Source organism: Mesorhizobium sp. M0152, assembly GCF_040322415.1.
In the GTDB taxonomy this organism is placed as follows: Bacteria; Pseudomonadota; Alphaproteobacteria; order Rhizobiales; family Rhizobiaceae; genus Mesorhizobium.
This window is the reverse complement of the sequence record NZ_JAMYTH010000002.1, coordinates 229,888-254,326: the sequence shown is the minus strand read 5'-3', so window position 1 is coordinate 254,326 and position 24,439 is coordinate 229,888. Positions and strand designations below refer to the sequence as shown.

At 63.3% G+C, this 24,439-nt stretch carries 21 protein-coding genes and 1 tRNA gene; 11 read left to right on the top strand and 11 right to left on the bottom strand.

All coding sequences use genetic code 11. The features are described from left to right. The first annotated feature begins 23 nt into the window (after positions 1 to 23). From NKJ26_RS03510 to NKJ26_RS03495, 4 genes are all read left to right on the top strand, one after another. Positions 24 to 1,466 (top strand): methylmalonyl-CoA mutase subunit beta, encoded by a 1,443-nt coding sequence (locus NKJ26_RS03510; RefSeq protein WP_352693725.1) that lies wholly within the window; start codon positions 24 to 26, stop codon positions 1,464 to 1,466. Next, positions 1,463 to 3,583 (top strand): methylmalonyl-CoA mutase, encoded by a 2,121-nt coding sequence (gene scpA / locus NKJ26_RS03505; protein ID WP_352693723.1) that lies wholly within the window; start codon positions 1,463 to 1,465, stop codon positions 3,581 to 3,583. Before NKJ26_RS03510 ends, scpA begins: the two co-directional genes overlap by 4 nt. Before the next feature lie 74 nt (positions 3,584 to 3,657). Then, entirely contained in the window at positions 3,658 to 3,879 is a 222-nt protein-coding gene (locus NKJ26_RS03500) for an AbrB/MazE/SpoVT family DNA-binding domain-containing protein (RefSeq protein WP_352693721.1), read from the top strand. Beyond that, a complete protein-coding gene (locus NKJ26_RS03495; protein ID WP_352693719.1) occupies positions 3,876 to 4,265 on the top strand; it encodes a type II toxin-antitoxin system death-on-curing family toxin in 390 nt (129 codons plus the stop codon). Before NKJ26_RS03500 ends, NKJ26_RS03495 begins: the two co-directional genes overlap by 4 nt. Here NKJ26_RS03495 and greA read toward each other — a convergent pair. Beyond that, a complete protein-coding gene (greA, locus tag NKJ26_RS03490) occupies positions 4,262 to 4,735 on the bottom strand; it encodes a transcription elongation factor GreA (RefSeq protein ID WP_352693717.1) in 474 nt (157 codons plus the stop codon). The genes NKJ26_RS03495 and greA overlap by 4 nt on opposite strands. Before the next feature lie 118 nt (positions 4,736 to 4,853). Between greA and NKJ26_RS03485 the strand changes: the two genes are divergently transcribed. Continuing rightward, positions 4,854 to 6,230, top strand: coding sequence for a TIGR03808 family TAT-translocated repetitive protein (locus tag NKJ26_RS03485; RefSeq protein ID WP_352693715.1), 1,377 nt, complete (start codon positions 4,854 to 4,856; stop codon positions 6,228 to 6,230). Between the two features lie 10 nt (positions 6,231 to 6,240). On the opposite strand, the gene NKJ26_RS03480 is transcribed toward NKJ26_RS03485, so the two are convergent. Both NKJ26_RS03480 and NKJ26_RS03475 read right to left on the bottom strand, forming a co-directional pair. Further along, positions 6,241 to 7,245 carry an asparaginase gene (locus tag NKJ26_RS03480; protein WP_352693713.1) on the bottom strand — a complete coding sequence of 335 codons (1,005 nt, stop codon included), beginning with the start codon at positions 7,243 to 7,245 and terminating at the stop codon, positions 6,241 to 6,243. Positions 7,246 to 7,369: 124 nt separating this feature from the next. Further along, entirely contained in the window at positions 7,370 to 8,536 is a 1,167-nt protein-coding gene (locus tag NKJ26_RS03475) for an acetyl-CoA acetyltransferase (protein WP_352693711.1), read from the bottom strand. Positions 8,537 to 8,734: 198 nt separating this feature from the next. Here NKJ26_RS03475 and betI point away from each other — a divergent pair, with 198 nt between their 5' ends. The 5 genes from betI to betB are packed head-to-tail and all read left to right on the top strand — an operon-like array spanning position 8,735 to position 15,036. Continuing rightward, positions 8,735 to 9,325: a choline-binding transcriptional repressor BetI gene (betI, locus tag NKJ26_RS03470; protein ID WP_352693709.1), complete on the top strand. Its 591-nt coding sequence runs from the start codon at positions 8,735 to 8,737 to the stop codon at positions 9,323 to 9,325. Beyond that, positions 9,322 to 10,851 carry a choline-sulfatase gene (gene betC / locus NKJ26_RS03465; protein ID WP_352693708.1) on the top strand — a complete coding sequence of 510 codons (1,530 nt, stop codon included), beginning with the start codon at positions 9,322 to 9,324 and terminating at the stop codon, positions 10,849 to 10,851. Before betI ends, betC begins: the two co-directional genes overlap by 4 nt. Further along, a complete protein-coding gene (locus NKJ26_RS03460) occupies positions 10,848 to 11,858 on the top strand; it encodes a threonine/serine dehydratase family protein (RefSeq protein WP_352693706.1) in 1,011 nt (336 codons plus the stop codon). Before betC ends, NKJ26_RS03460 begins: the two co-directional genes overlap by 4 nt. 3 nt (positions 11,859 to 11,861) lie before the next feature. Next, positions 11,862 to 13,514, top strand: a complete 1,653-nt coding sequence (gene betA / locus NKJ26_RS03455; protein WP_352693704.1) for a choline dehydrogenase — start codon at positions 11,862 to 11,864, stop codon at positions 13,512 to 13,514. Positions 13,515 to 13,572: 58 nt separating this feature from the next. After that, complete coding sequence (gene betB, locus NKJ26_RS03450; protein WP_352693703.1) at positions 13,573 to 15,036, top strand: betaine-aldehyde dehydrogenase; 1,464 nt, start codon at positions 13,573 to 13,575, stop codon at positions 15,034 to 15,036. A gap of 190 nt (positions 15,037 to 15,226) precedes the next feature. Here the strand turns inward: betB and NKJ26_RS03445 are convergent, their stop codons facing one another. Then, positions 15,227 to 17,467: an AGE family epimerase/isomerase gene (locus NKJ26_RS03445; protein WP_352693701.1), complete on the bottom strand. Its 2,241-nt coding sequence runs from the start codon at positions 17,465 to 17,467 to the stop codon at positions 15,227 to 15,229. Between the two features lie 11 nt (positions 17,468 to 17,478). Continuing rightward, positions 17,479 to 18,999 carry a phosphomannomutase/phosphoglucomutase gene (locus tag NKJ26_RS03440; protein WP_352693700.1) on the bottom strand — a complete coding sequence of 507 codons (1,521 nt, stop codon included), beginning with the start codon at positions 18,997 to 18,999 and terminating at the stop codon, positions 17,479 to 17,481. Positions 19,000 to 19,197: 198 nt separating this feature from the next. Here NKJ26_RS03440 and NKJ26_RS03435 point away from each other — a divergent pair. Then, a tRNA-Pro gene (locus tag NKJ26_RS03435) sits at positions 19,198 to 19,274 on the top strand. A 60-nt stretch (positions 19,275 to 19,334) separates the two neighbouring features. Here the strand turns inward: NKJ26_RS03435 and NKJ26_RS03430 are convergent. The 6 genes from NKJ26_RS03430 to NKJ26_RS03405 all read right to left on the bottom strand — a co-directional run bounded on the left by NKJ26_RS03430 (position 19,335) and on the right by NKJ26_RS03405 (position 24,338). Next, positions 19,335 to 19,709, bottom strand: coding sequence for a hypothetical protein (locus tag NKJ26_RS03430; RefSeq protein ID WP_352693699.1), 375 nt, complete (start codon positions 19,707 to 19,709; stop codon positions 19,335 to 19,337). Then, positions 19,706 to 20,074 carry a hypothetical protein gene (locus NKJ26_RS03425; RefSeq protein ID WP_352693697.1) on the bottom strand — a complete coding sequence of 123 codons (369 nt, stop codon included), beginning with the start codon at positions 20,072 to 20,074 and terminating at the stop codon, positions 19,706 to 19,708. Before NKJ26_RS03425 ends, NKJ26_RS03430 begins: the two co-directional genes overlap by 4 nt. A 271-nt stretch (positions 20,075 to 20,345) precedes the next feature. Continuing rightward, complete coding sequence (locus NKJ26_RS03420) at positions 20,346 to 21,500, bottom strand: phage late control D family protein (RefSeq protein WP_352693695.1); 1,155 nt, start codon at positions 21,498 to 21,500, stop codon at positions 20,346 to 20,348. A gap of 3 nt (positions 21,501 to 21,503) precedes the next feature. Beyond that, positions 21,504 to 21,719 carry a tail protein X gene (locus NKJ26_RS03415; RefSeq protein WP_352693693.1) on the bottom strand — a complete coding sequence of 72 codons (216 nt, stop codon included), beginning with the start codon at positions 21,717 to 21,719 and terminating at the stop codon, positions 21,504 to 21,506. A gap of 1 nt (position 21,720) precedes the next feature. Further along, positions 21,721 to 22,164: a phage tail protein gene (locus NKJ26_RS03410; RefSeq protein ID WP_352693692.1), complete on the bottom strand. Its 444-nt coding sequence runs from the start codon at positions 22,162 to 22,164 to the stop codon at positions 21,721 to 21,723. After that, complete coding sequence (locus NKJ26_RS03405) at positions 22,164 to 24,338, bottom strand: phage tail tape measure protein (protein WP_352693691.1); 2,175 nt, start codon at positions 24,336 to 24,338, stop codon at positions 22,164 to 22,166. The genes NKJ26_RS03410 and NKJ26_RS03405 overlap by 1 nt, the downstream gene beginning before the upstream one ends. Between the last annotated feature and the right edge of the window lie 101 nt (positions 24,339 to 24,439).

Genomic DNA, 24,439 nt, shown 5'->3' with positions numbered 1-24,439 from the left:
CCAAATGACAAAGAGGAAAACGGATGGGCGCCGGAGCCTCGACCAGGGATACCGAAGTTGAGAACGCCGACCGGCAGCGATGGCTCGGGCTGGCCGAAAAGGCGCTTGCCGGTGCATCCTTCGAGGAAAAACTGGTCTCGCACACGGATGACGCGATCCGCGTCGAACCGCTCTATGACCGATCGGTCGGGGCAGAACCGATTGTGCGCGCCAATCCCAAATCGCCATGGATCGTGAGCCAGCGCGTCGACGATCCCGACGTCGGCCGCGCCAAGGCCCAGGTGCAGGAGGATATCGAACAGGGCGCGACGGGACTGTCGCTCGTCTTCGAAGGTGCGCCGAATGCATTCGGCTATGGCCTGCCGCGGACTGCGCAGGCGCTGGAGGCGGTGCTGGATGGCGTGCCCCTCAACCGTATCCAGATCCGCATCGACGCGCACCCGTGGAGCCGCCCGATGGCCGACTGGCTGGTGGCGTTCCTGGGCAAGCGCCGCTCGGATCCGGCAAAGCTCAACCTCTCCTTCGGCATCGATCCAGCCGCGATCTTCGCCGGCACCGGCCGCTTGCGCATGTCGATCGAGGCTTTGCAGGAATCGATGCCGCAATCGCTGGCGCATTTCTTCTCGATGGGCGTTCCGGGCGTGCTGCTCGAGGCGGACGGGCGCGTTTTCCACAATGCCGGCGCCACGGAAGCGCAGGAACTCGGCACTATGCTCGCTTCGGCTGTCTCCTATCTCAGAATGTTCGAAAAGGCACGGCAGCCGCTTGTCTACGCCGCCCCTCATATCGGGTTCGCGCTCAGCGTCGATCAGGACCAATTCCTGTCAATTGCCAAGGTGCGGGCGCTGCGCAGGCTTTGGGCACGGGTGCAGGAAGCCTGCTCGATCCCGAATTCCACTGCCAGTATCCATGCCGAGACATCGTTTCGGATGATGACGGCATTGGACCCGGAAACCAATATCCTGCGCACGACGATCGGCTGCTTCGCAGCGGCCGCGGGGGGAGCCGATTCCATCTCCATTCTGCCGCATACCATCGCGCACGGCCTGCCGGCGGCCTTTGCCCGCCGCGTCGCCCGCAATGCTCAGTTGATCATGGCCCATGAAAGCCATATCGACCATGTCGCCGATCCTGCCTGCGGTTCTGGAGCGGTCGAAGCGCTGACCGGCAACCTGTGCGAAGCGGCATGGGCGGAGTTGCAGGCGATCGAGGCCGAGGGAGGTGTGTTGTCCAGCCTTCAGGATGGACATATCCAGCAGCGCGTTCGCGCAGCCTCCGCTCGACGTGACGCCGCCTTCAAGGCAGGCGAGCGGGCTATCGTCGGCACCACGCTCTATCCGCAGCAGACCGAGCGGCCGGTCGAGACGCTGGACGCGGAGCGGCGGACTGCCTTCACCGAGGGCGCCACCACATGCGAACCGCTGTTTCCGGTCCGCATCGATCAATCAGTCGGGGTTGCTCCTTGATACCGGATTTCAGCCAGATCGGCTGGGTGTCGCCGCGCCGTGCGCCCGTCGAGGTGAAGGGCCAGCGGATGACGCCCGAAGGGCTTGTCGTCAAGCATCTCTACGGTCCGGGCGACCTCAAGGGCGTGCCGCATCTCGATACATATCCGGGCCTGCCGCCCTTTGTGCGCGGCCCCTACCCGACCATGTATGTCCAGCAACCCTGGACGATCCGCCAATATGCCGGCTTCTCCACGGCCGAGGAATCCAACGCTTTCTACCGGCGCAATCTTGCAGCCGGCCAGAAAGGGCTGTCCGTTGCCTTCGATCTCGCCACGCATCGCGGCTATGACAGCGACCATCCCCGCGTTGCCGGCGATGTCGGTATGGCGGGCGTCGCCATCGATTCCATTCTCGACATGCGGCAGCTCTTCGACGGGATTCCGCTCGGCGACATGACGGTGTCGATGACGATGAACGGCGCGGTGCTGCCGATCATGGCCCTTTACATCGTCGCGGCGGAAGAACAGGGGGTCGCGCAGAAGGATCTGGCCGGCACCATTCAGAACGACATTCTGAAGGAGTTCATGGTCCGCAATACCTACATCTATCCGCCAAAACCTTCGATGCGGATCGTTTCGGACATCTTCTCCTATACGTCGAAGAACATGCCGAAGTTCAATTCGATATCCATCTCCGGCTACCACATGCAGGAGGCCGGTGCGACGGCCGACCTGGAGCTTGCCTATACGATCGCCGACGGCATCGAATATGCCCGCGCCGGCGTTGCGGCGGGCCTCGACATCGACCGCTTCGCGCCGCGCCTGTCCTTTTTCTGGGCGATCGGCATGAACTTCTTCATGGAGGTGGCCAAACTCAGGGCCGCGCGCCTGTTGTGGGCGACCCTGATGAAGAAGAACTTCGCGCCGAAGGACGAGCGCTCGCTGTCGCTGCGCACTCACTGCCAGACCTCGGGTTGGTCGCTGACGGCGCAAGACCCTTACAACAACATTATCCGCACCATGATCGAGGCGATGGCGGCGACGCAGGGCCACACCCAATCGCTCCACACCAACTCGTTCGACGAGGCGATGGCGCTGCCGACAGACCACTCGGCGCGCATCGCCCGCAATACGCAGCTCATCCTGCAGAAGGAATCCGGCACCACGCGCATCATCGATCCGTGGGGCGGCTCCGGCTATCTCGAACGGCTGACGCACGACCTGGCGGCGCGTGCGCTTACCCATATCGAGGAGGTGGAGGCCCTCGGCGGCATGGCCGCCGCGACCGAGAAGGGCATTCCAAAGCTGCGCATCGAGGAAGCGGCGGCGCGCACGCAGGCGCGCATCGATTCCGGCGAGCAGATGCTGGTCGGCGTCAACGCGCATCGCCCGGAGACCGACATCGAGGTCGACGTGCTGAAGATCGACAATGCCGAGGTCAGGGCCCGGCAATTGTCGAAGTTGCAGCGGCTGAAGGGCACGCGCGATGTCGCCGCCGTCGAAGACGCGCTCAATGCGCTGACCCGTGCCGCGCAGGGCAATGAGAACCTGCTGGAGTTCGCCATTCGCGCCGCGCGCGCCAATGCCACGGTCGGCGAAATCTCGTTGGCGTTGGAAAAAACCTTTGGCCGCCACGTCGCGACGGTGCAGACCATTTCCGGTGTCTACCGCAAGACGCTTGGCGACAACCCCGTGGTCGACGGGTTGAAGGACAAGCTTGACGTCTTCGAGAAGAAATTCAGCGGCAAGCCACGCATCCTCGTCGCCAAGATGGGACAGGATGGTCATGACCGTGGGCAGAAAGTCATCGCCACGGCCTTCGCCGATCTTGGCTTCGACGTCACCGTCGGTGCGATGTTCCAGACACCGGAGGAGATCGCAAGGCTGGCGGTCGAGCATGACGTTCATATCGTTGGCGCCTCGTCGCTGGCGGCGGGGCATCTGACGCTGATCCCCGAGTTGCGCGATGCGCTGAAAAAGCTGGGCCGCGGCGACATGCTGATCGTCGCCGGCGGCGTCATCCCGCCACAGGACTACCAAGCGGTGCGAGAAGCCGGCGCGGCGGAAATCTTCCCGCCGGGCACAGTCATTCCAGAAGCAGCGGATCGGCTTATGGAGCGGCTGCTGGCGGGCTGATAGCCTTGTTATAATTTCTGTTGCAACAGCGCGCCTCGGGCGTTATAATAGGTGTTGCAACAGGATAATTCGTCATGAACACGACCATTCGCAAGATCGGCAATTCCGAAGGTGTGATCCTGCCGAAGGAAATTCTCGACCGTATGAACATGAAGACAGGTGATCAGCTCCAGATCGTCGAAACGGACAAGGGTATTGCCCTTGAGCCGGTCGACGATAGCTTCGAGCGCCAGATGGAAGCCGCTCGCAAGGTCATGGACAAGTACAAGGTCGCACTTCAGAAACTCGCGGAATGACCTGGGAGTTTCTGTCACGTCGCGCGGTCGAAGCGATGCATGCCGAGCAATTGCGCAGGCACGGCGGGGCGCAGGGTCTAAGAGATGAAAATGCTCTTGAATCGGCGCTCGCCCGGGCCGAGAACAAGGCCAACTATGGAGACCCTTCGGTTGAAGATCTCGCAGCCGCCTATGTCTTCGGCATTGCGAGGAACCATGCCTTTGTCGACGGCAACAAACGGACTGCCATCGTGGCCGCCGGCGCATTTTTGATCGTAAACGGCCACGTCCTGACAGCCGATAACGGGACGCTTTACGAATTCACCATGGCCGTAGCTTCAGGTGATATCGATGAAGCCGGAGCCGCGGCTTTCTTCCGCGACCATGTCGCCAAGCTTGAAGACTAATTGTCGGAGAGCTTGACGATTTCCCATTCCTTGCCGTTGACCACGGCAATTTCGCCGACCTTCTTGCCGAACAGGGCGACCGCCATGGGCGACACGTGCGAAATCGTGCCTTTGGCCGGATCGGCTTCGTCCTCGCCGACGATTTTCCAGTGCACTTTCCTGCCGTCGTCGCCCTCGAGCGTGACGCCCATGCCGAAGCGTACCAAGTCGCTGCCCGGCCCCGGCACGGAAAGCTCCGCGTTTTCCCGCCGCGCGGTCCAGTAGCGGAGGTCGCGCGAAACGACCGCTATGCGCTCGCGGTCGCTCCGCCTCTCGGCCTTTGCCAGTATGTCGCGCAGATCGGCCAGGTTGTCCTCGATCATCGCCAGGCCGCGCTCCGTCACCAGATTGCGATGGTGGCTGATCGGCCGCTCGCCGACGCCGGCGATGGCGTTTTCGCTGTCTTCCTCGCGAGTGAAAGCTCTGCTCATCCCATGAACTTAGGCGCCTAAAGGCTACTCCACAAGCCATTGTCGTTGCCTCCAGGGCGAAGCACAGCGTCTGGCACGATTCCTGCGAAGCCAACATTGAACACCAGGACCTGTGCCGATGTTGAACAGACGAACGCTGCTGACGCAGACCGCCGGCTTTGCCGTAATGGGCCTCTCTCTTGGCAGGGCGGCGGCCGCCAGCCTGACCGGCATCGAGAAAGCCTCGATGCGTGGTTCGATCAACGCCACCGAACTTGGCGTCCAACCCGGCACCTTCGACGATCAGAGCAAGGCCTTCGCCAGGCTGCTGCGTGACGCGAGCGGCCGCGACATGCCAGTGTTCCTGCCGCCGGGCACCTATGTGGTGTCAAACCTCTCGCTGCCCAGCCGTGTGCGGCTTTCCGGCGTGCCGGGCGCGACGCGGATCGTCTATGGCGGCGATGGCCACCTCTTGATGGCCGAACAGGCCGAGCATATCGAACTCAACGGACTGGTCTTCGATGGCGCGAACCGCTCGATAGGCGACTACGCGCAAGGGCTGCTCGACCTGCGCCGCGTCGCGCACCTGGCGATAGACAATTGCCAGATAACCGGCAGCGGCAAGAACGGACTGGCGCTGGAACATGCGGCGGGTCGCGTCGAGCGTTCGGAAATATCGGGGGCCGCCGATGCCGGCATCTATTCGGTCGAGGCCGGCGGACTGACGATATCAGGCAATACCGTCTCCGATTGCGCCAATGGCGGCATCCTCGTGCACCGCTGGCAGGCGGCGGAAGACGGCACCATGGTCACCGACAACCGCGTCCAGCGCATTACGGCGCGCAGTGGCGGAACCGGCCAGAACGGCAATGGCATCAATGCTTTCCGGGCCGGGAATGTCGTCATTTCGGGCAACATCGTCGAGGATTGCGCCTTCTCCGCCATCCGCGCCAACAGTGCCAGCAATCTCCAGATTTCAGGCAATACCTGCTCGCGTTCGGGGGAGACCGCAGTCTATTCCGAATTCTCGTTCGAGGGCGCGATCATCAGCAGCAACATCGTCGATGGCGCCGCCAACGGCATCTCGATCGTCAACTTCAACGAAGGCGGCCGCATGGGTGTCTGCTCCGGCAACATCGTGCGCAATCTGTCGACCAGCGGCCCCTACCCCGCAGATTCGCCCGGATTTGGCGTTGGCATCGGCGTCGAGGCCGACACGACCGTCTCCAACAACGTCATCGAGAACGCGCCACTCTACGGCATGTCGATCGGCTGGGGGCCTTATTTGCGCAACGTCGTGGCCACCGGGAACATCATCCGCAAGGCTGGAACGGGCATTGTCGTGTCCGTGGTCGAGGGCGCCGGCACGGCGGTCATATCGGACAATGTCATCGACGGCGCACTGAACGGCGCCATTGTCGGCCATCGCTGGGCCGAGCCGGCAACCGGTGACCTGACGTCATCGGACGATACCGGCTTTGCGCATCTGAGCGTCGAGCGCAATCACGTCAGTTGAGTGCCGACTTTCAATTCAAGGCTGCGGTCGGCCTGAGGCCTCCGACCTTGGCGCCGATCCGGCTTGCGATCGGTGCGTTTGCCAGTTCGAGCAGCTTCGCCGCCAAGGCCTGGTCCGCGCGCAACAGCTTGGCTAGGACAGCGGCAACGATGGCTTCGCCGGCGCGGCCGGCGCCATCGTCGCATTTGAGCGCGATGCCGAGGCCAAGTTCCGGAATTGCGGCACAGTGGACGCCCTCGGCGCCGCCCTTGACAAAAATCCGCCCAGGCGCGGCTTCCATCAAAGCGACGTCGGCGCGGCCGGTGCCGGCGACAAAGAACGGCTCGGCCATGCAGGCCGCCAGCAGACGCTTCGCGGCCTTGGCCCTCTCCGGGCCGAAGCCTCGTGCCGTGGCCATGCGGGCAAAGCCGAGTGCAAAGCTCTTCAGCGGCACCGCATAGGTCGGGATCGAACAGCCATCGGTCGCCCGCTCGTCGGGGCCATGAATGGCACCGGTTACCGCCTGCATCGCGTCGCGCACCATGTCCTGCAAGGCGTGATCCGCCTTGACATAGCCGCGATGCGCAATGCCGGAATGAACGCAGGTGCAGAGGAAACCGGAATGTTTGCCGGAGCAATTGTTGTGCAGCGCGTTCGGCAACTCGCCGGCGCGGGCGAGTGCGATCTCCGCGCCATGGTTGGACGGCCAATGCGCGCCGCATTCGAGCGCCGACCCGTCCAGCCCGGCCCTGGCCAGCATGGATCGCGCCAGTTCAACATGCGCCGGCTCGCCCGAATGGGATGCGCAGGCGAGCGCCAGTTCGCGGTTTCCGAAGCCATACGCATCGGCCGCGCCGCTTTCGACCAGCGGCAGCGCCTGGATCGCCTTGACGGCGGAGCGCGGAAACACCGGCTTCGAGGTATCGCCGATCTCCCAGACCGACTTGCCGTCGGCATCGAAGACCGCGACGGCACCACGGTGTGCGCTCTCGACGATCGCGCCGCGCAGAACCTCGATCAGTACCGGATCTGTCATGTCACCTCCCGATGGCGCACGATCTCGAAAATCGGAACCGACTTTGGAGAGCGTGCGCCGAATCAAAGCGTTACAACGTCCTTTGCGTCCGCTAAAAGGCGCGCTGCGCGGTAATTCGGGCGGTTTATCTGATCCGGTCGAGAATGGAAACGTAGTTGGCGACCGCCGCGCCACCCATGTTGAAGATGCCGCCGAGTTTCGCGCCCGGTATCTGGATGCCGCCGGCTTCGCCGACAAGCTGCATGGCGGTCAGGACATGCATCGACACTCCGGTGGCACCGATCGGATGGCCCTTGGCCTTCAGGCCGCCGGAGGGATTGACCGGCAGGCGGCCATCCTTGGCCGTCGTGCCGTCCAGGGCCAGTTTTGCGCCCTCACCCGGCTTTGCCAGGCCCATCGCCTCATATTCGATCAGTTCGGCGATGGTGAAGCAGTCATGCGTCTCGACGAAGGAGAGATCGTCGAGGGTCACGCCGGCGTTCTTCAGCGCGCGAGCCCAGGCCTGTTCGCAGCCCTCGAACGACAGGATGTCGCGTTTCGACATCGGCAGGAAATCCTGCACATGCTCGTTGGCGCGGAAAGCGACGGCGCGGCGCATTTTCAAGGCGGTCGCCGTGTCGGCAAGGACAAGGGCGGCGGCACCGTCGGAGACTAGCGAGCAGTCCGTACGCTTCAACGGGCCGGCAACGAAGGGGTTCTTTTCGCTCTCCTGACGGCAGAATTCATAGCCGAAATCCTTGCGCATCTGCGCATAGGGATTGTCGACGCCGTTCTTGTGGTTCTTGGCGGCGATCATGGCCAGCGCATCGGACTGGTCGCCGTAGCGCTGGAAATAAGCCTGCGCGATCTTGCCGAAAACGCCGGCGAAGCCCGCCGGCGTCTCGCCGTCCTCAGGCAGATAGGAAGCCTTGAGCAGGTTCTTGCCGATCTCGGGACCAGGCGTCGTCGTCATCTGCTCGGCGCCGACCACCAGCACGATGCGGGCGGCGTTTGCATCGATGGCGCGGATGCCTTGCCTGACCGCCGCCGACCCGGTGGCGCAAGCGTTCTCGACGCGCGTCGCCGGCTTGAAGCGGAGCCGGTCGTCTGCCTGAAGAACCAGGCTGGCGGTGAAGTCCTGGGCGGAAAAACCGGCGTTGAAATGGCCAAGCACGATCTCGTCGACCTCGTCAGGACCGACGCCGGCATGATCGAGCGCGTCCGTAGCGACCTTGACGATCAGACTCTCAAGCGTCTCACCTTCGAGCTTGCCGAAGCGCGAATGCGCCCAGCCAACGATGCATGCGGTCATGGCGGTCTCCATGCTTGGCGCCTGCCTAGTAAGTGGCTCACGGCGCATCTCGCCTTTATTGTTCAAATATAAACAATTCGACCCGCCTCGAAAAGGGCCGGAATCAGACAATCGCTTGGTGCAGGTTGCAATCGGGTCGATTCTTTGTTGATTGACCCGTCAATAAAAAATAAACTCGATGCAAACGCCGGGAACAGCATGCCGAAAGTCGGAATGGAGCCAATGCGCCGCAAGGCGCTCATCAACGCGACGATCTCGGCGATCGGCGAGCGCGGTTCGCTCGACGTAACCATGTCCGAAATCGCCGGACGCGCCGGAGTGTCGTCGGCCCTAGCCCATCATTATTTCGGCGCCAAGGACGAGTTGCTGCTGGCGACGATGCGGCACATCCTGGCCGAACTGACCGCCGACACGTTGCGCGCCCTTCAGGCCGCCGGCACGCCACGCGAACGCGTCTCGGCGGTCGTGGCCGTCAACTTCTCGGACATCCAGTTCCGGCCGCAGACCATCGCCGCCTGGCTCGCCTTCTATGTCGAGGCGCAGAAATCGTCCTCGCTGCGCCGATTGCTCAGGGTCTATGCGCGGCGGCTGCATTCGAACCTGATGAGCGGGTTGACCGGGATCCTGCCCAGAGCCGAAGCCGACCGCGTCGCCGAAGCGACGGCGGCGATGATAGATGGGCTCTATATCAGGCGTGCATTGAAGGACGGCGTGCCTGACGCCGCGACCGCGATCGCGCTGGTCGAGGACTATCTCGAAACCAAACTCGGCGAGCGGTGCAGGCAGTGACAACGAAGCGGCCCAATTTCCTGATCGTCATGGTCGACCAGCTCAACGGGACCTTGTTCCCGGACGGGCCGGCAGCCTTCCTGCATGCTCCGCATCTGAAAGCGCTGGCGGCGCGCTCGGCACGATTTGCCAACAACTACACGGCCTCGCCGCTCTGCGCGCCGGGCCGCGCCTCGTTCATGAGCGGCCAATTGCCGTCGCGTACCGAAGTCTATGACAACGCCGCCGAGTTCGCTTCGTCGATCCCGACCTTTGCCCATCATCTGCGCTCCGACGGCTATCACACCTGCCTGTCTGGCAAGATGCACTTCGTCGGCCCGGACCAATTGCACGGCTTCGAGGAGCGACTGACCACCGATATCTATCCGGCCGATTTCGGCTGGACGCCGGATTATCGCAAACCCGGCGAGCGCATCGACTGGTGGTATCACAATCTCGGCTCGGTCACCGGCGCGGGTGTGGCGGAAATTACCAACCAGATGGAGTATGACGACGAGGTCGCCTTCCACGCGGTGCAGAAACTCTATGATTTCGCCCGCGTTTCCGACGAGACCGCGCATCGACCCTGGTGCCTGACCGTCTCTTTCACCCATCCGCACGATCCCTATGTGGCGCGGCGCCAGTATTGGGATCTCTACGAGGACTGCCCCGCGCTCGAACCCGAAGTGGGCTTCATCCCTTACGACAAGCAGGATCCGCATTCGCAGCGGCTCTACAGGGCGTCCGACTACGACAGTTTCGACATCACGGCGGAGCAGGTCCGCCGCTCGCGGCGCGGCTACTTCGCCAACATTTCCTATCTCGACGATAAGGTCGGCGAATTGTTGTCGGTGCTGGAACGCACGAGGATGCTCGACGACACGATCATCCTGTTCTGCTCGGATCACGGCGATATGCTCGGCGAGCGGGGACTGTGGTTCAAGATGTGCTTCTTCGAAGGCTCGGCGCGGGTCCCGCTGATGATCGCCGGAAAGGGCGTGCCGGCCGGCCTGATCGAGGCGCCTGTTTCCAATCTCGACGTGACGCCGACGCTGTGCGATCTCGCCGGCATCGACATGAGCGCGATCGCGCCCTGGACCGATGGCCAGTCGCTGCTGCCGCTATTGGATGGCAAGCAGCGCACCGCGCCCGTGCTGATGGAATATGCCGCCGAAGGCTCGAATGCGCCGTTGGTGGCGATCCGCGACGGCCGCTACAAATTCATCCACTGCGAGATCGATCCGCCGCAACTCTACGATATCGAATCCGACCCCCACGAGCTGTGCAACCTGGCCACCGATCCGGCGCATGCCGATCTGGTGGCGGCTTTCACGGAAAAGGTCCGCACGCGCTGGGACATGGCGGCTTTCGACGCTGCCGTGCGGGCCAGCCAGGCGCGGCGCTGGGTGGTCTATCCAGCGCTGCGCAACGGCACGCACTACCCCTGGGAGTTCCAGCCGCTGCAAAAGGCCTCGGAGCGCTACATGCGCAATCACATGGATCTCAACGTGCTCGAAGAGCAGAAACGTTTCCCGCGAGGCGAATGATGGCAGACCTTCTCGTCCCGTCCCTCGACCATCTCAGGCAGGCCTATGCCGTCACCTCCCGGGCGACGCAGATCACGCCGCTGCTGGAATCGACGGCACTCGCGCGTGAGACCGGTGCGGCCCGAATCTTCATCAAGCCGGAATCTTTGCAATGGGCGGGCTCGTTCAAGGTGCGCGGCGCTTACTGGCGTTTGAAGCAGCTTTCGGCTGACGAGGCCAGGGAAGGCGTCGTCGCCTATTCATCCGGCAATTTCGCGCAAGGGCTGGCCGCCGCCGGCCAGGCGCTCGGCATTCCCGTGACCATCGTCATGCCGATCGATGCGCCGGCCGCCAAGCGCGACGCCACGGCGGGCTACGGAGCCCGCGTCGTGCTGACCGACCACGGCGAGCGTGCGCGTGAGGAAGTCGCGGCCGCCAAGGCGCGCGAGATCGCCGAAACGGAAGGGCTGGCGCTGCTGCATCCCTTCGACGATCCGGAAATCGTCGCCGGCCAGGCCGGTGCCGGGCTGGAAGCGCTCGACCAGCTCGCGGCCAAGGAGGCCAGCGCCGACCTGTTGTTCTGTTCGGTCGGTGGCGGTGGATTGATCGGCGGCGTTTCGCTCGCCTTCCACTACCTGTCTCCCGCTACCGAGATTATCGGCGTCGAGCCGAAAGGTTTCAACGGCATGGGCTCGTCGCTGGCGCGTGGCAGTATCGAGACGATGCCGATCGGCCCAAAATCGATCTGCGACGGACTGATGTCGCGCCGGCCGGGCGATGCACCCTTCGCTGCGGTCAAAACCGCCGGCGTTCGCGGCATCACCGTCGACGATCAATCGGTGCGGCGCGCCATGCGGATCGCTTTCGAGCGCATGAAGCTGGTGCTCGAGCCGTCAGGCGCCGCGTCCCTTGCGGCACTGCTCGGCGGCAAGGTGGATGTGAAGGGCAAGACCGTCCTTGTGGTGGCAACCGGCGGCAATGTCTCGCTCGCCGATTTCATCACGCATATGAACGATGGGCGCATATGAACCATGCTTGAAGCGGATTTCGTCATCATCGGCTCCGGTTCGGCCGGCTCGGCCATGGCCTATCGGCTGTCGGAGGACGGCAAGCATTCGGTCATCGTCATCGAATTCGGCGGGTCGGACATCGGGCCGCTGATCCAGATGCCTTCAGCGCTATCGATCCCGCTCAACATGAGCCTCTACGACTGGGGCTTTGCCAGCGAGCCGGAGCCACATCTCGGCGGCCGCGTGCTGGCGACACCGCGCGGCAAGGTCATCGGCGGCTCGTCCTCGATCAACGGCATGGTCTATGTGCGCGGCCATGCCCGCGACTTCGACCACTGGGTCGAACAGGGCGCGGCCGGTTGGGGCTTTGCCGACGTGCTCCCCTATTTCAAGCGCATGGAAGACGCGAACGGCGGCGAAGATGGCTGGCGCGGTCACGGTGGCCCGCTGCACGTGCAGCGCGGCTCGCGGCGCAATCCGCTCTACGGTGCGTTCGTCGAGGCCGGCCGCCAGGCCGGGTTCGAACTGACCGACGACTACAATGGCGCCAAGCAAGAAGGCTTCGGGCCGATGGAGCAGACCATAAGCGGCGGCCGGCGCTGGTCGGCTGCATCAGCCTATCTGAAGCCGGCCCTCGGGCGCAAAAACGTCAATCTGGTCAAAGGCTTTGCGCGGCGCGTGATCATCGAGAATCAACGCGCCGTCGGCGTCGAGATCGAGGCTCACAAACAGATTCAAGTCGTTAAGGCGCGACGCGAGGTGATCGTCGCCGCGTCGTCGATCAATTCACCCAAGATCCTGATGCTGTCCGGCATCGGCCCGGCCGAGCATTTGCGCGAAAATGGCATCCCTGTCGTGGCCGACCGGCCCGGCGTCGGCCGCAATTTGCAGGACCACATGGAGCTCTATATCCAGCAGGAATCATTGCTGCCGATCACGCTCAATTCGGTGCTGAACCCGTTCTCGAAAGCGCTGATCGGCGCGCAATGGCTGTTCTTCAAGTCCGGTCTCGGCGCCACCAATCACTTCGAGGCGGCGGCCTTCGTGCGCTCGCGCGCCGGCGTCGACTATCCGGACATTCAGTACCATTTCATTCCGGCGGCGGTTCGCTATGACGGCAAGGCGGCGGCGAAGTTGCATGGCTTCCAGGCGCATGTCGGACCGATGCGATCGAAGTCGCGCGGCTCGGTGACGCTGCGCTCGCCGGACCCGAAATCGAAGCCGGTGATCCGCTTCAACTACATGTCGCATCCCGACGACTGGACGGAGTTCCGCCACTGCATAAGGCTGACCCGCGAAATCTTCGGCCAGCCGGCATTCGACGCCTATCGCGGCAAGGAAATCTCGCCGGGCAGCCATGTGCAGTCGGATGACGATCTCGACATCTTCATCAGGGATCATGCCGAGAGCGCCTACCATCCTTGCGGCACCTGCAAGATGGGCCGCGCCGACGATCTGATGAGCGTCGTCGATCCGGAGTGCCGGGTCATCGGCATTGACGGACTGCGGGTCGCCGATTCCTCGATCTTTCCGCGGGTTACCAACGGCAATCTCAACGCGCCGTCGATCATGACCGGCGAGAAGGCATCCGACCACATTCTCGGGCGCACGCCGCCGGCACCGTCCAACCAGGAACCATGGATCAATCCGCGCTGGCGGGTATCGGACAGATAGCGCATGATCGTGTCACCGCACGATCCGCATGCCGCGAAAGACAATTCGGAGACCTCCCATGCGCGCGCAGCCCACGGCATCGCACTATGTCAACGGACGCTACATCGATGATGAGCAAGGCGCGCCGCTGCCGGTCATCTATCCCGCAACCGGCGAGACCATCGCCATGCTGCGCTCGGCGACGCCGAACGTTCTGGAGCTCGCCATCGAGGCGGCACGTGCCGCGCAGCCGCCCTGGGCGCGGCTGAAGCCGGTGGAGCGCGGACGCATCCTGCGCCGCGCCGCCGACATTTTGCGCGCCCGCAACGCCGACCTTGCGCGGATCGAGACACTCGACACCGGCAAGGCAATCCAAGAGACGTTGGTCGCGGACGCACCTTCGGCCGCCGACTGCCTCGAATATTTCGGCGGCGCGGTCGCCACCTACAATGGCGAGGCTGTCGATCTGGGTGGCCCCTTCGCCTACACCAGGCGCGAAGCGCTCGGCGTGTGTGTCGGCATCGGCGCCTGGAACTACCCCATCCAGATCGCCGGCTGGAAATCGGCACCGGCGCTCGCCATGGGCAACGCCATGGTGTTCAAGCCGTCGGAAAACACGCCGCTTTCGGCGCTCGCGCTGGCCGAGATCTACAGCGAAGCCGGGTTGCCCGACGGGCTGTTCAACGTCGTGCAGGGTTACGGCGATGTCGGCGCCGGGCTTGTCGGCCACGACGTCGTCGCCAAGGTCTCGGTGACCGGCTCGGTGCCGACCGGCCGAAAGGTGCTGTCGCTTGCCGGCTCGAAGATGAAGCATGCGACGATGGAGCTTGGCGGCAAGTCGCCGCTGATCGTCTTCGACGATGCCGACATCGAGAACGCCATCGGCGGCGCCATGCTCGGCAATTTCTATTCGACCGGCCAGATCTGTTCCAACGGCACGCGCGTTTTCGTGCAGAGCGGCATCCACGATCGCTTCGTCGACCGTCTGATAGAGCGGACGAAGAAAATCCGCATCGGCGATCCGCTCGACCCCGAGACCCAGATGGGACCGCTGGTCTCGAAAGCGCAGCACGACAAGGTGATCGGCTATATCGAGATCGGCAAGCAGGACGGGGCGACGCTGGCCTGCGGCGGCAACATGCCTTCGCTGCAGGGCTTTGACGGTGGCTTCTTCGTCGAGCCGACGGTGTTCACCGGCGTCACCGACACGATGCGCATTGCCCGCGAGGAAATTTTCGGACCGGTGATGAGCGTGTTGAAGTTCGACGGCGAGGACGAGGTGATCGACCGCGCCAACGATACCGAATTCGGTCTTGCCGCAGGCGTCTTCACCCGCGACCTGCCGCGCGCCCACCGCGTCATCGCCGAATTGCAGGCCGGCACGTGCTGGATCAATGCCTACAACCTGACGCCGGTGGAAATCCCCTTCGGCGGCTTCAAGCAGTCCGGCATCGGCCGGGAGAATTCGCTGGCCGCACTGGCACTCTATTCGCAGTTGAAGTCGGTGTATGTCGAGACGGGGGATGTGGCGAGCCCGTATTGAGTGGCCGGCGCGAAGCACCCCCCTCTGCCCTGCCGGGCATCTCCCCCTCAAGGGGGGAGATCGGCTACTTTGGCGCCAACCCCTCTTTGCAACGTTGAAAATTAGCGAAAGCGTTGAAGCGCGTAATCTCCCCCCTTGAGGGGGAGATGCCCGGCAGGGCAGAGGGGGGCCTGACGGAGTGCAACGGCTCTCAAGTCGCCTTCTCCGCCGTCCCATCTAGATACTGGGTCAGCGCGCAGACCAGATGATAGAAGATGCTGGCCGGCACGTCTGATGCCAGCGAGCGGCCGCGTTCGTCGATGCGGTCGATCCACAAGCCGAGCGGCGCCGGGTCGATGTGCCAGCGGAACAACCGGCCGACACGCGCCTCGATCTCCGGCTTCAGATCGGGACCGCCCGATCCATCGAGCGCGATCGCGGCCTTGATTGCCTCGGCCTGCGGCCAGCTGCGCGAGACGCGATCCAGCGGCAGGCCTTGCCGCGAGACGGCGCCATAAGCGAGACCAGTGGCACGATTCAGGCCATTGGCGATGGCCGAGGCATAGAGCTTCCTGGCGAAGCCGCTCAATTCGGCCTGGCCGCTGCGCCGAGCGAAATCGACCAGCAGCGAGGCCCATTCGAAGTGGTGGCCGGGCTCTGTCCACGTACCTTTCTCACCTGCGGAGGGTTTCCATTCGGCATCGAAATATTCGCCGAGCGTCCAGCTTTCCGGATCGAAGAAATGACTGCGGAAGAGGTCGATAATGCGCGCCGCGCGCCGCAAATGGGCGCGCTCGCCTGTCGCCTGATGCCAGGCCAGAAAGGCCTCGAGCAGATGCATATGCGGGTTGGAGCGCCGCTCGCCCTCGCCGTCCGATGTCTCCAGGAAGCCGGTCATGCGACGATCCTCGAGATGCGCATCGAGAAAGGCGAAGGTCTCTTCGCCGAGCCGCAAGGCGTCTGGGTTGCCGGACATGTGCGCATGCGCCAGCGCCAGGAGCACGCAGGAATGGTCATAGGCGTCTTCGGTGGCGTCGACGACAGAGCCGTCGACATTCAGCGTGCGCACCCAGCCGCCCTTGCCGGTGCGGCCCTTCCCGGCCATGAACCCGATACCGTGGCTGATCAGCCGATCGGCCGGACCGTTCCAGCCGCGCGCCTTGGCGACGGCGAAAGCATAGACCTGCCTGGCCTGGGTGCGCATGCGTTTGGGCTTCATCAGCGGCGAGGCGTCGAGGCCAAGCGCTTCGTGGAACCCGCCATGGCGGTCGTCGACGCCTGAAGTCGACCATAGCGGCAAGGTTTCCTGGAACAGCCAGTGATGCACGCGCCGCCGCCAGGCGCCGCTTTCGATGACGCGATCATGCGCCGGTGTGAACCTGGCCTCCAGCCGACCCGACTTTTCGAGTTGTTCGACGATCTTCTTGACGTGCTGGCTGTGGCTGACCGGGGCGACGAAAGTGGCGTCCGATGTCGAGACGATGGCGACGTCCTTCATGCCGATCGCCGACAGCAAGCGGCCGTCGCCACGGATATAGGAATTCTCGCAATCGATGGCGACGACATCGCCGACGATGACATTGCCCTTGCTGTCGGACGGACCGACATCGAGCAGCGACTGCCAGGAGCCGAGGTCGTTCCAGCGGAAGCCGGCCGGCACCATGGCGATATGCTCCGCCCGCTCCATGATGGCGTAGTCGATCGAGGTAGAGGGAATGGCGGTGTAGAGCTCAATCGGCATGTAGAGGCCGGAAAGATCCGATGTCGCTGCCAAATAGGCGGTTTCGGTCGTCTGCCATATCTTCGGTTCGAAAGCCGCGAAGGCATCGCGCATGGCGCTGGCCCGAAACAGGAAGATGCCGGTGTTCCAATAGAAGTTTCCGGCCTTGAGATAGCCCCGCGCCGTCGCAAGGTCCGGCTTTTCGACGAAACGCGAGACGTCGAAGACACCGGCCCTGTCGGCCGCGACCTCGATATAGCCGTAGCCGGTCTCGGGCTGGGCGGGCTTGATGCCGAACACCACCAACCTGCCGGCGCGCGCCGCCTCGGCACCCGCCTCGACGCTCCGCCAGAATTGGCTCGACGTCGATATCTCGTGATCGGACGGCACCACCAGCACCAGGCTGTCGCCGAACTCCGACAGAGTGCGTAGCGTCGCCAGCGCGACGGCGGCGGCGGTGTTGCGTCCGGTCGGCTCGAACAGCGGACCACCGCCGGCGAGATCGAGGCCAGCAAGGTCGGCATGGACCCGCTCGGCGTGGCGCTCCGAAGCGATCAGGAAGATCGGCGTTTCACCTTCCGGCCGCGCTGCCAGCCGACGCAAGGTCTTGGCCAACATCGAGCCGTCGCCGGACAGATCGTGGAACTGCTTGGGATTGTCCTCGCGCGACAGCGGCCACAGCCGCGAGCCGACGCCGCCGCTCATGACGAAACTGACGATGCGCTCGGTCATTCGACTACCATTCAAAAAATCTGGTTGTAGGCGCCCACTTCCGGGCTGCGCCGCAGCACGGCGTCGACGGCGTCGAACATCTGCCGGCGGCGGTCGGACGATACCGGGCTCTCCACCACCACGACAAGCTCGGGCTTGTTCGACGAGGCGCGCACCAGTCCCCAGGTGCCATCCTCGGCGACGACGCGCACCCCGTTGACGGTGATGAGGTCCGATATTTTCTGCCCGGCGAAAATCGCCCCTTCGCGCTTCATCGCCTGAAAATCCGACACCACGCGCTCGACCACGGCATACTTCACATCATCCCCGCAGTGCGGCGACATGGTCGGCGTGCCGAAGGTCAGCGGCAGCGCATGAAAGAGATCGGCCATCGATCTGCCCGGGTTGCGGTCCAGCATCTGACAGATGGCGATGGCCGTGACCAGGCCGTCGTCATAGCCGCGCCCGATCGGCGCATTGAAGAAGAAGTGGCCTGACTTCTCGAAGCCGGCGACCGCGCCCAGTTCGGCGACACGGCGCTTGATGTGGGAGTGGCCGGTCTTCCAGTAATCGGTGACGGCACCGTTGGCGCGCAACACTGCGTCGGTGTTGAACAGGCCGGTCGACTTGACGTCGACGACGAAGGTCGAGCCGGGATGCTGGCTGGAGATGTCGCGCGCCAGCATCACGCCAACCTTGTCGGCGAAAATCTCGTTGCCTTCATTATCGACGACGCCGCAGCGGTCGCCGTCGCCATCGAAGCCAAGACCGACATCGGCGCCGGTCTCCAGCACCTTGTCCCTGATGGCATGCAGCATCTGCATGTCTTCCGGGTTGGGGTTGTAGTGCGGAAAGGTGTGGTCGAGTTCGACATCGAGCGGAATGACCTCGCAGCCGATACGTTCCAGTGCCTGCGGCGCAAAGGCGCCGGCGGTGCCGTTGCCACAAGCGGCGACCACTTTCAGTTTTCGGGTGATGCGTTTTTCCCGAGTGAGGTCATCGAGATAGGTCGCGCGAAAATCGCGGACGAAATCATACGAGCCGCCGCCAATGAGATCGAAATCGGCGGCGAGCACGATCGCTTTCAGCGCGCTCATTTCTTCCGGACCGAAAGTCAGGGGGCGCGCCGCACCCATCTTGACGCCGGTCCAGCCATTCTCGTTGTGCGAAGCAGTGATCATCGCGACTGAAGTCATGTCGAGAGCGAATTGGGCGAAATAGGCCATCGGCGACAGAGCGAGGCCGATATCCGTTACCCGCGCGCCGGCTGCCATCAGCCCGGACACCAGCGCCAGCTTGATCGAAAGCGAATAGGAACGGAAATCATGCCCGGTGACGATATCGGGGCCGGCGCCAAGGCGGCGGATCAACGTGCCGAGCCCCATGCCGAGTGCCTGGACGCCGACGAGATTGAGCTCCGGCGGCACCGTCGAGCCGGTATGACCGAACCACCAGCGCGCATCGTATTCGCGAAAGCCGGACGGACTGATCAGTGCGGCGGTTTCGAATTCGAAGCTGTTGGGTCGCGCCTCGCCAACGATCCTGGGGGTCAAGACTGGAAAACTCCGAGCGGCTGCATCACAGACTGTCGAGATCTTGGCTACCACACAAAGCATTTAAACCGTGTTTATTCCTGGGAAAATCCTCCCGGCGACGACATGCACGGTGAAAGCTGATGAAATGCGACAGAAGGGCTGCCATTGCCGCTTGCAGGAACGAGGTATGGCGGTTATAAGCCCGCGGTCTGGTCACGGAGTGTAGCGCAGCCTGGTAGCGCACCTCGTTCGGGACGAGGGGGTCGCAGGTTCAAATCCTGCCACTCCGACCAGAAAAAACAATGACTTAGCATTTCCCGAAAATCGCTACCTACCTGAAACCCTACCTGAAACTACCGCCAATCGGCTTTCACGACAAAGCGCGTGAAGGCTCGCTCCACCTGGAAGACCGCTTCGTCCTTGATCTCCGTCTTGCCGCGCGCTCCGTTCTCGAAGCATGACCAGAGCCATATTCCGGCCGAGGGCGGATGCTGCTCTTGTCTTATGCGTCCGACGCTCTCCTGCAAAAAACTCGCCGCATAGTCGAACGGAGCCGTCCGGCCCCCGATCACGGTTCTCCCCCAATCGAGCCAGACGCGCGCGTCACGATCAACGAGGAATTGGAAAGCCTCTTCTTTCGTCGGGAAGGTATTCAAGATCGTGCTGCCATCGACAACCTGAAAGCCTCGCTGGTAAGCCAGGCGGATCTTCAGGCGTGCGCCGGTCACTGACAGTCCCAAATCTTTTGGGCGTTGTCGGGCGCGATCTCTATCCCGTATTGGCCGTCGGCCACTGTGCGGACAGTGAATGGGACGCCCATCGCGGCGCAAGTGTCGCTGATCACGGAACCATTCTTGCGGGCCATGGTGAAATAGCCCTCCCATTGCGAGGCAACCGAGATCGGGAGCGCCATCGAGAGCGGGATCGAGACGCTGGACGGCTTGATGGTGTTGCCGGCGTCGGCCTTGTCAATGATTTTGGTGATATCGGCCGCGAAGCCTTCCGCCATCTGCCCGCGCCGAACAACCGCATCGACGGCGAGAAGCGCTAGCGCCGCACCAATCGCCAAGCCCGCCAGTTTCATATTGCTCATGTTGCCTCCGGAAATTCCATTCGGCGACGAGGTAGCGCAGGCGGGCGGAGGGCGTCAAATGCGCCCCGTACAAAAAAAGAACCCGGCGCGATGGCCGGGTCCGGAGTTGAAACAGGAGGTTGCCTGTAGAAGAGAACACTAGGAGAACATCGACTGATTTGCATAGTCGCAAAAAATTCTGTCCACAGACACAAAAGTCGGGGCGGCGGCGACCTCCCGAAGAGATCAAGCCGCCGCCCTCTTTGCAAGCGCCGGAGAGACGCTTGCTATCCTATTCCGGCCCGTCGCCGCTTATGACGTTGCCACCAATGTCGGCCGGAGCGCCGGAGCCTCCAGTCGAGCCGGAACCGACTGCTGCCGCGCCCGCCTTATCCTTGGCCGCGCGTTCGGTGCCGTTGGTCTTGTCGGCCGCCGTGGCTGATTTTTCGCTATCGCCCGACTTGACCTTGCCTTGAATGGCCGTCTTGTAGCCGTCCGATTTCGAGAAGCTATGCTCCGCCGTTTCGATGATCCACGGAATGCCGTCCACGCCCGGCCGCACGTTGCCGTAGGCGAAGCCGCCGCCCGCGCGGATGGAAGTGTCGCCGAGCGCCGTAACCGCCGTGGTGAGGCCGCCCCGGCTCAAATTCTTCGACTTGGACCTGGCGGCCTTGGTCGCTTCCTCTTCCGACGAGAACGCCTCGCGGAGGCGGTAGACCGCCGGGCTGTCCGACACGTCGCTTTCGACCTCGATCTCTTTTCGCTCCGCGTCGTCTTTGTCCTGATAGTAGCCTACCACCTTGCCGAAACTGCCTCGATCCGACATCGACACCTTGCACGTCCCCTGGACGATCTTGTCCGGCGTCAAGATGAAACCGCCGACAGCCTTTCCAGACGCCGATTTGCCGGCGCCCTTCTCCGCGAAGATCAGCTTGCCGTCCTTAACTGTGAAGAGCGCGTCGTGCCGTGCCGCCAGCCGATCTAAAACGCTCATGTCGCTTTCGTCGACCTGTCCAAACCATTTGTAGTTGTGGTCGCCCACAGCGTCGCTCACGGCCGGAGAAAGGCCATGATCGCCCGCGATCTCGGAAACGATGTCCTTGACCGTCATATCGTCCCAATGCCGGTTCTTGTGCGCCTTCAGCGTTTCGCGCATATCCGCGGCCTTGCCTTGGACATTGATCGCGTAGGGCAGGCATTCAAGCTCGACCTCGTCGACGACGAATTCGCCCATCGACTGCACGCCCGTCTCCCGATAGCCCATCGCCACAGAGATTTTCGCTCCACGGCGCGGGATTTCCGCGAACGGATGGCTGTCATCGAGCTTCAGGTCGATTGTGTCCGACCGCGTCCCTTCCTTGTCCGTGACCCGAATGGAAATCAGGCGCGAGTAGAAGACGCCGGAGACGGGCTTGCCGTCGACTGTGATCTCGATTTGAGGCGTCATGGTCTAATCCCAAAGCCGGACGATTTCGCTCTCGTCGCCAACGTCGGCGGCCGAGATCGAGGGAAGCTTGACGATGGTCCCGGCCGGGAGAACCGGGCCGAGATCGGCGAGGCCGGGATTGGCCTCTAAGACGGCTTCGGTGTAGCCGCTTTCCTCGCCGTAATAGGCGGCGCAGATCGTGTCGACCATGTCGCCCTGGATGCAAGAATAGGTCGCCATGTCAGAGCCCCAAGTTCAAGATGCCGCCGAGCGAGATCGGCGCGTTGCCGCCCGCAATGCCGGGATAGAATTTGAGGCTGATCTCATAGCCGTTCTGGCGCGGCGTGCCGACGCGATCGTGATAGGCGCGATCTTCCTTGACGCCCTCGACCACGTAGTTGCCGAAGATTTGCCCGCCGAGCGAGACGAGCATCAGCGGCGTTCCGGCGATTGCTGCCTTGCGGATGCCCTCCAGCCCGGCCGCCCCGCCAAGAGCGACCGGGAAGAGAACGCCCTTGATCGAGACGCCGTCCGACTTCGGGCCGGTCCATTGCAGCGTGTCGAAGCCGCTGGCGACCGCTATACCTTGCCAGGGCGTTTCAAGGGAACGCGAGACATCGGTATAGCTGAAGCCGAGCGCTTCGAACGCGAACCGGCCGAGAGACATGGTAACGGGTCCGGACATTATTGACCTCCGTCGGCGAGATTTTGCCGAAGTGCGGTGTTGACCTTGCCGCCCACGTTGGCGCTAACGCCAGCCGCCGCCGATCCCGCCGAAGACAGGATCGAGTTAAGGCGGCTCGCTTTCTCAATCGCAGCGTCGATCGAAGACGTGTCGACAACCGGGGCCGCCGTCACGTTCAACGATTGCTGCATGGACGCGCCGGTCTGCTCCGCCTTTGCCTTGACGGCGTCGAGGCCGGCATTGGCTTTCGGCATCGGGGCCATGAGATCGCGCCACAGGCCACCGAAGCTGAAAGGCTCCGGCGTCTGGACTGGCGTCGAAGGCGGGGCCGGCTCCGTCTTCCCGGTGAGCGGGTTTCCGGTGCGCGCCCTGCTTTCATTGTTGGCGTTCGGGTACTGGTCGGGGTGGAAGAGCCGAGTATCGGCCGGCCCCTTCGCCTCCAGCGCCTTGTATGTCGTGACCGCCGCCGCCAGGCCAAGAGCCGGACCCGATCCGGCCAGGCCCGCAAGCCAGCCCAAAGCCCTGCCGCCGCCAGCGGTAGCGGAGCCGCCGCCAGCCAGGCCCGCAATCCACTTCGCCATCCGGAGGCCGGACAGAGTGTAGGCGGTTGCCGCAATGCCCTTCAGGATGCCCAGGATACCGCGAAGCGGTGCAAGCGCGATGCTGGACGCGATCGACAAAGCGCCCATGCCGACCGAGGCTGCAAGCAATCCGCCGCCGAGATCGCCGATGCTGGCGTGCGCCAGGCTGTCAAGGATGGTCGCGATCGGGCTGTCATGCAGGCTCGCCCCGAACGTCTGCCATTGGTGGAACATTTCGCCGAGCTTGTTACCGCTCATGGCGTCGCCCTCGACCCCGAAAATGAGGTCGCGGATCGCCTTCAGATTGGTAGCAACGCCCGACAGCGCTTCAGCCGCGCCGCCCTTGTAGCCGAGGCCGTTGAAGAACCCGTTCGCCGCCGTCGACAGCCGATCGAATACCGAAACCCGGCCCTCCGCCGTGGCAAAGAACGTGTTGAGGTAGTCGAGCGAACCGTTGATGGCCGGGAGAAGGTGCGCTCCCATGGCCGAGGCCGCGAGGCCGACGTTGTTCGTGAAGCGCTTCCACTGCTGCTCCGTCGTGGCCGCGAAGAGTTCAAATGTCTTTTGGACGGAGCCGGCGAATTTCGACGTATCCTTCAGCTTCTCCATAGTCGCGACGACTTTGTCGATGTTGCCCGCCAGAGCGTTCGCCTCGTCTTGCGTCTCCAAGCCGAAAAGATCGGTGAAGAACTTCGCGCGGTCGGGCCGCGACATTTGCGTCGTGAGCTTCAGCATCTTGGTCAGGGCGATCGTAGGGTTCTCGAAAAATTCCTTCTGGAGCTTTTTCGAGTAACCCTTGCCGCCGATCTTATCGAGAACCGCGACCGCGCCCTTTTTCTTTTCGAGGCCCGACATTTTCGTGATCATCGCATTGACCGACGTGCCAGCGCGCCCTGAGGAAATGCCGACTTCAGTCATCGCCGAGCCGATCGCGAGAAGGTCCGTAGGCTTGATGCCAGCCGCCATAGCGCCCGCGCCAGTGCGAAGCACAAAGTCGACTAGCTGCTCTTCGCTAGAGCCGGTGCTGTCCGCGACGTAGTTGATGGCGTCCGCGTACTCCGTAAGCTGATCCATATTCAGCTTCAGAGAATTCTTGATTTGCGACAGGCTGTCGGCAGATTGCGTCGCGCTCATTTCGAACGCGATGGCGGCCTTCGATCCAAGCTGCGCAAAGCGGAGCAAGTCTTCGTTGGCGATGCCGAATTGGCCCGCCTGCGCCACTAGGCCGGCGATCTCCGTTGCGGCGAGCGGCGTTTCGCGGGCAAGCTGCTTGATGTGGTTGGTAAGCTTGGCGAATTCCGCCGGCCCCATGCTGACTTTCTTTTGAACGTCAGTGAGCGCCGCCTCAAGGTCGATGGCTCCGCCGATCATAGCCTTGAAGCCGACGTAGCCGGCCGCCCCGGCGGCGAACGTCGCCATCGTGCGGTTGAGCATCATCATAGCGCCATTCGCGGCGGTCGCGGACATGCCGGCCCCGTCCATGACGTTGCCGTTCTTGCCTTTGCCGCCGAAGAGGCGGGCCATGATGCCCTTAGCCGGGCCGCTTGCCTTGTCGACAAGCGAGAGGATCATTTTAACGTCAAGAGCCGCCATCGTTCCCGCCTGTCAATTGCTGCGCTACCCGACACCAATCGTCGATGTCGGATAGGCTCATGTCCAAAGCGGCCGGAAGGGGCGTGTTGAACGCCCTACAG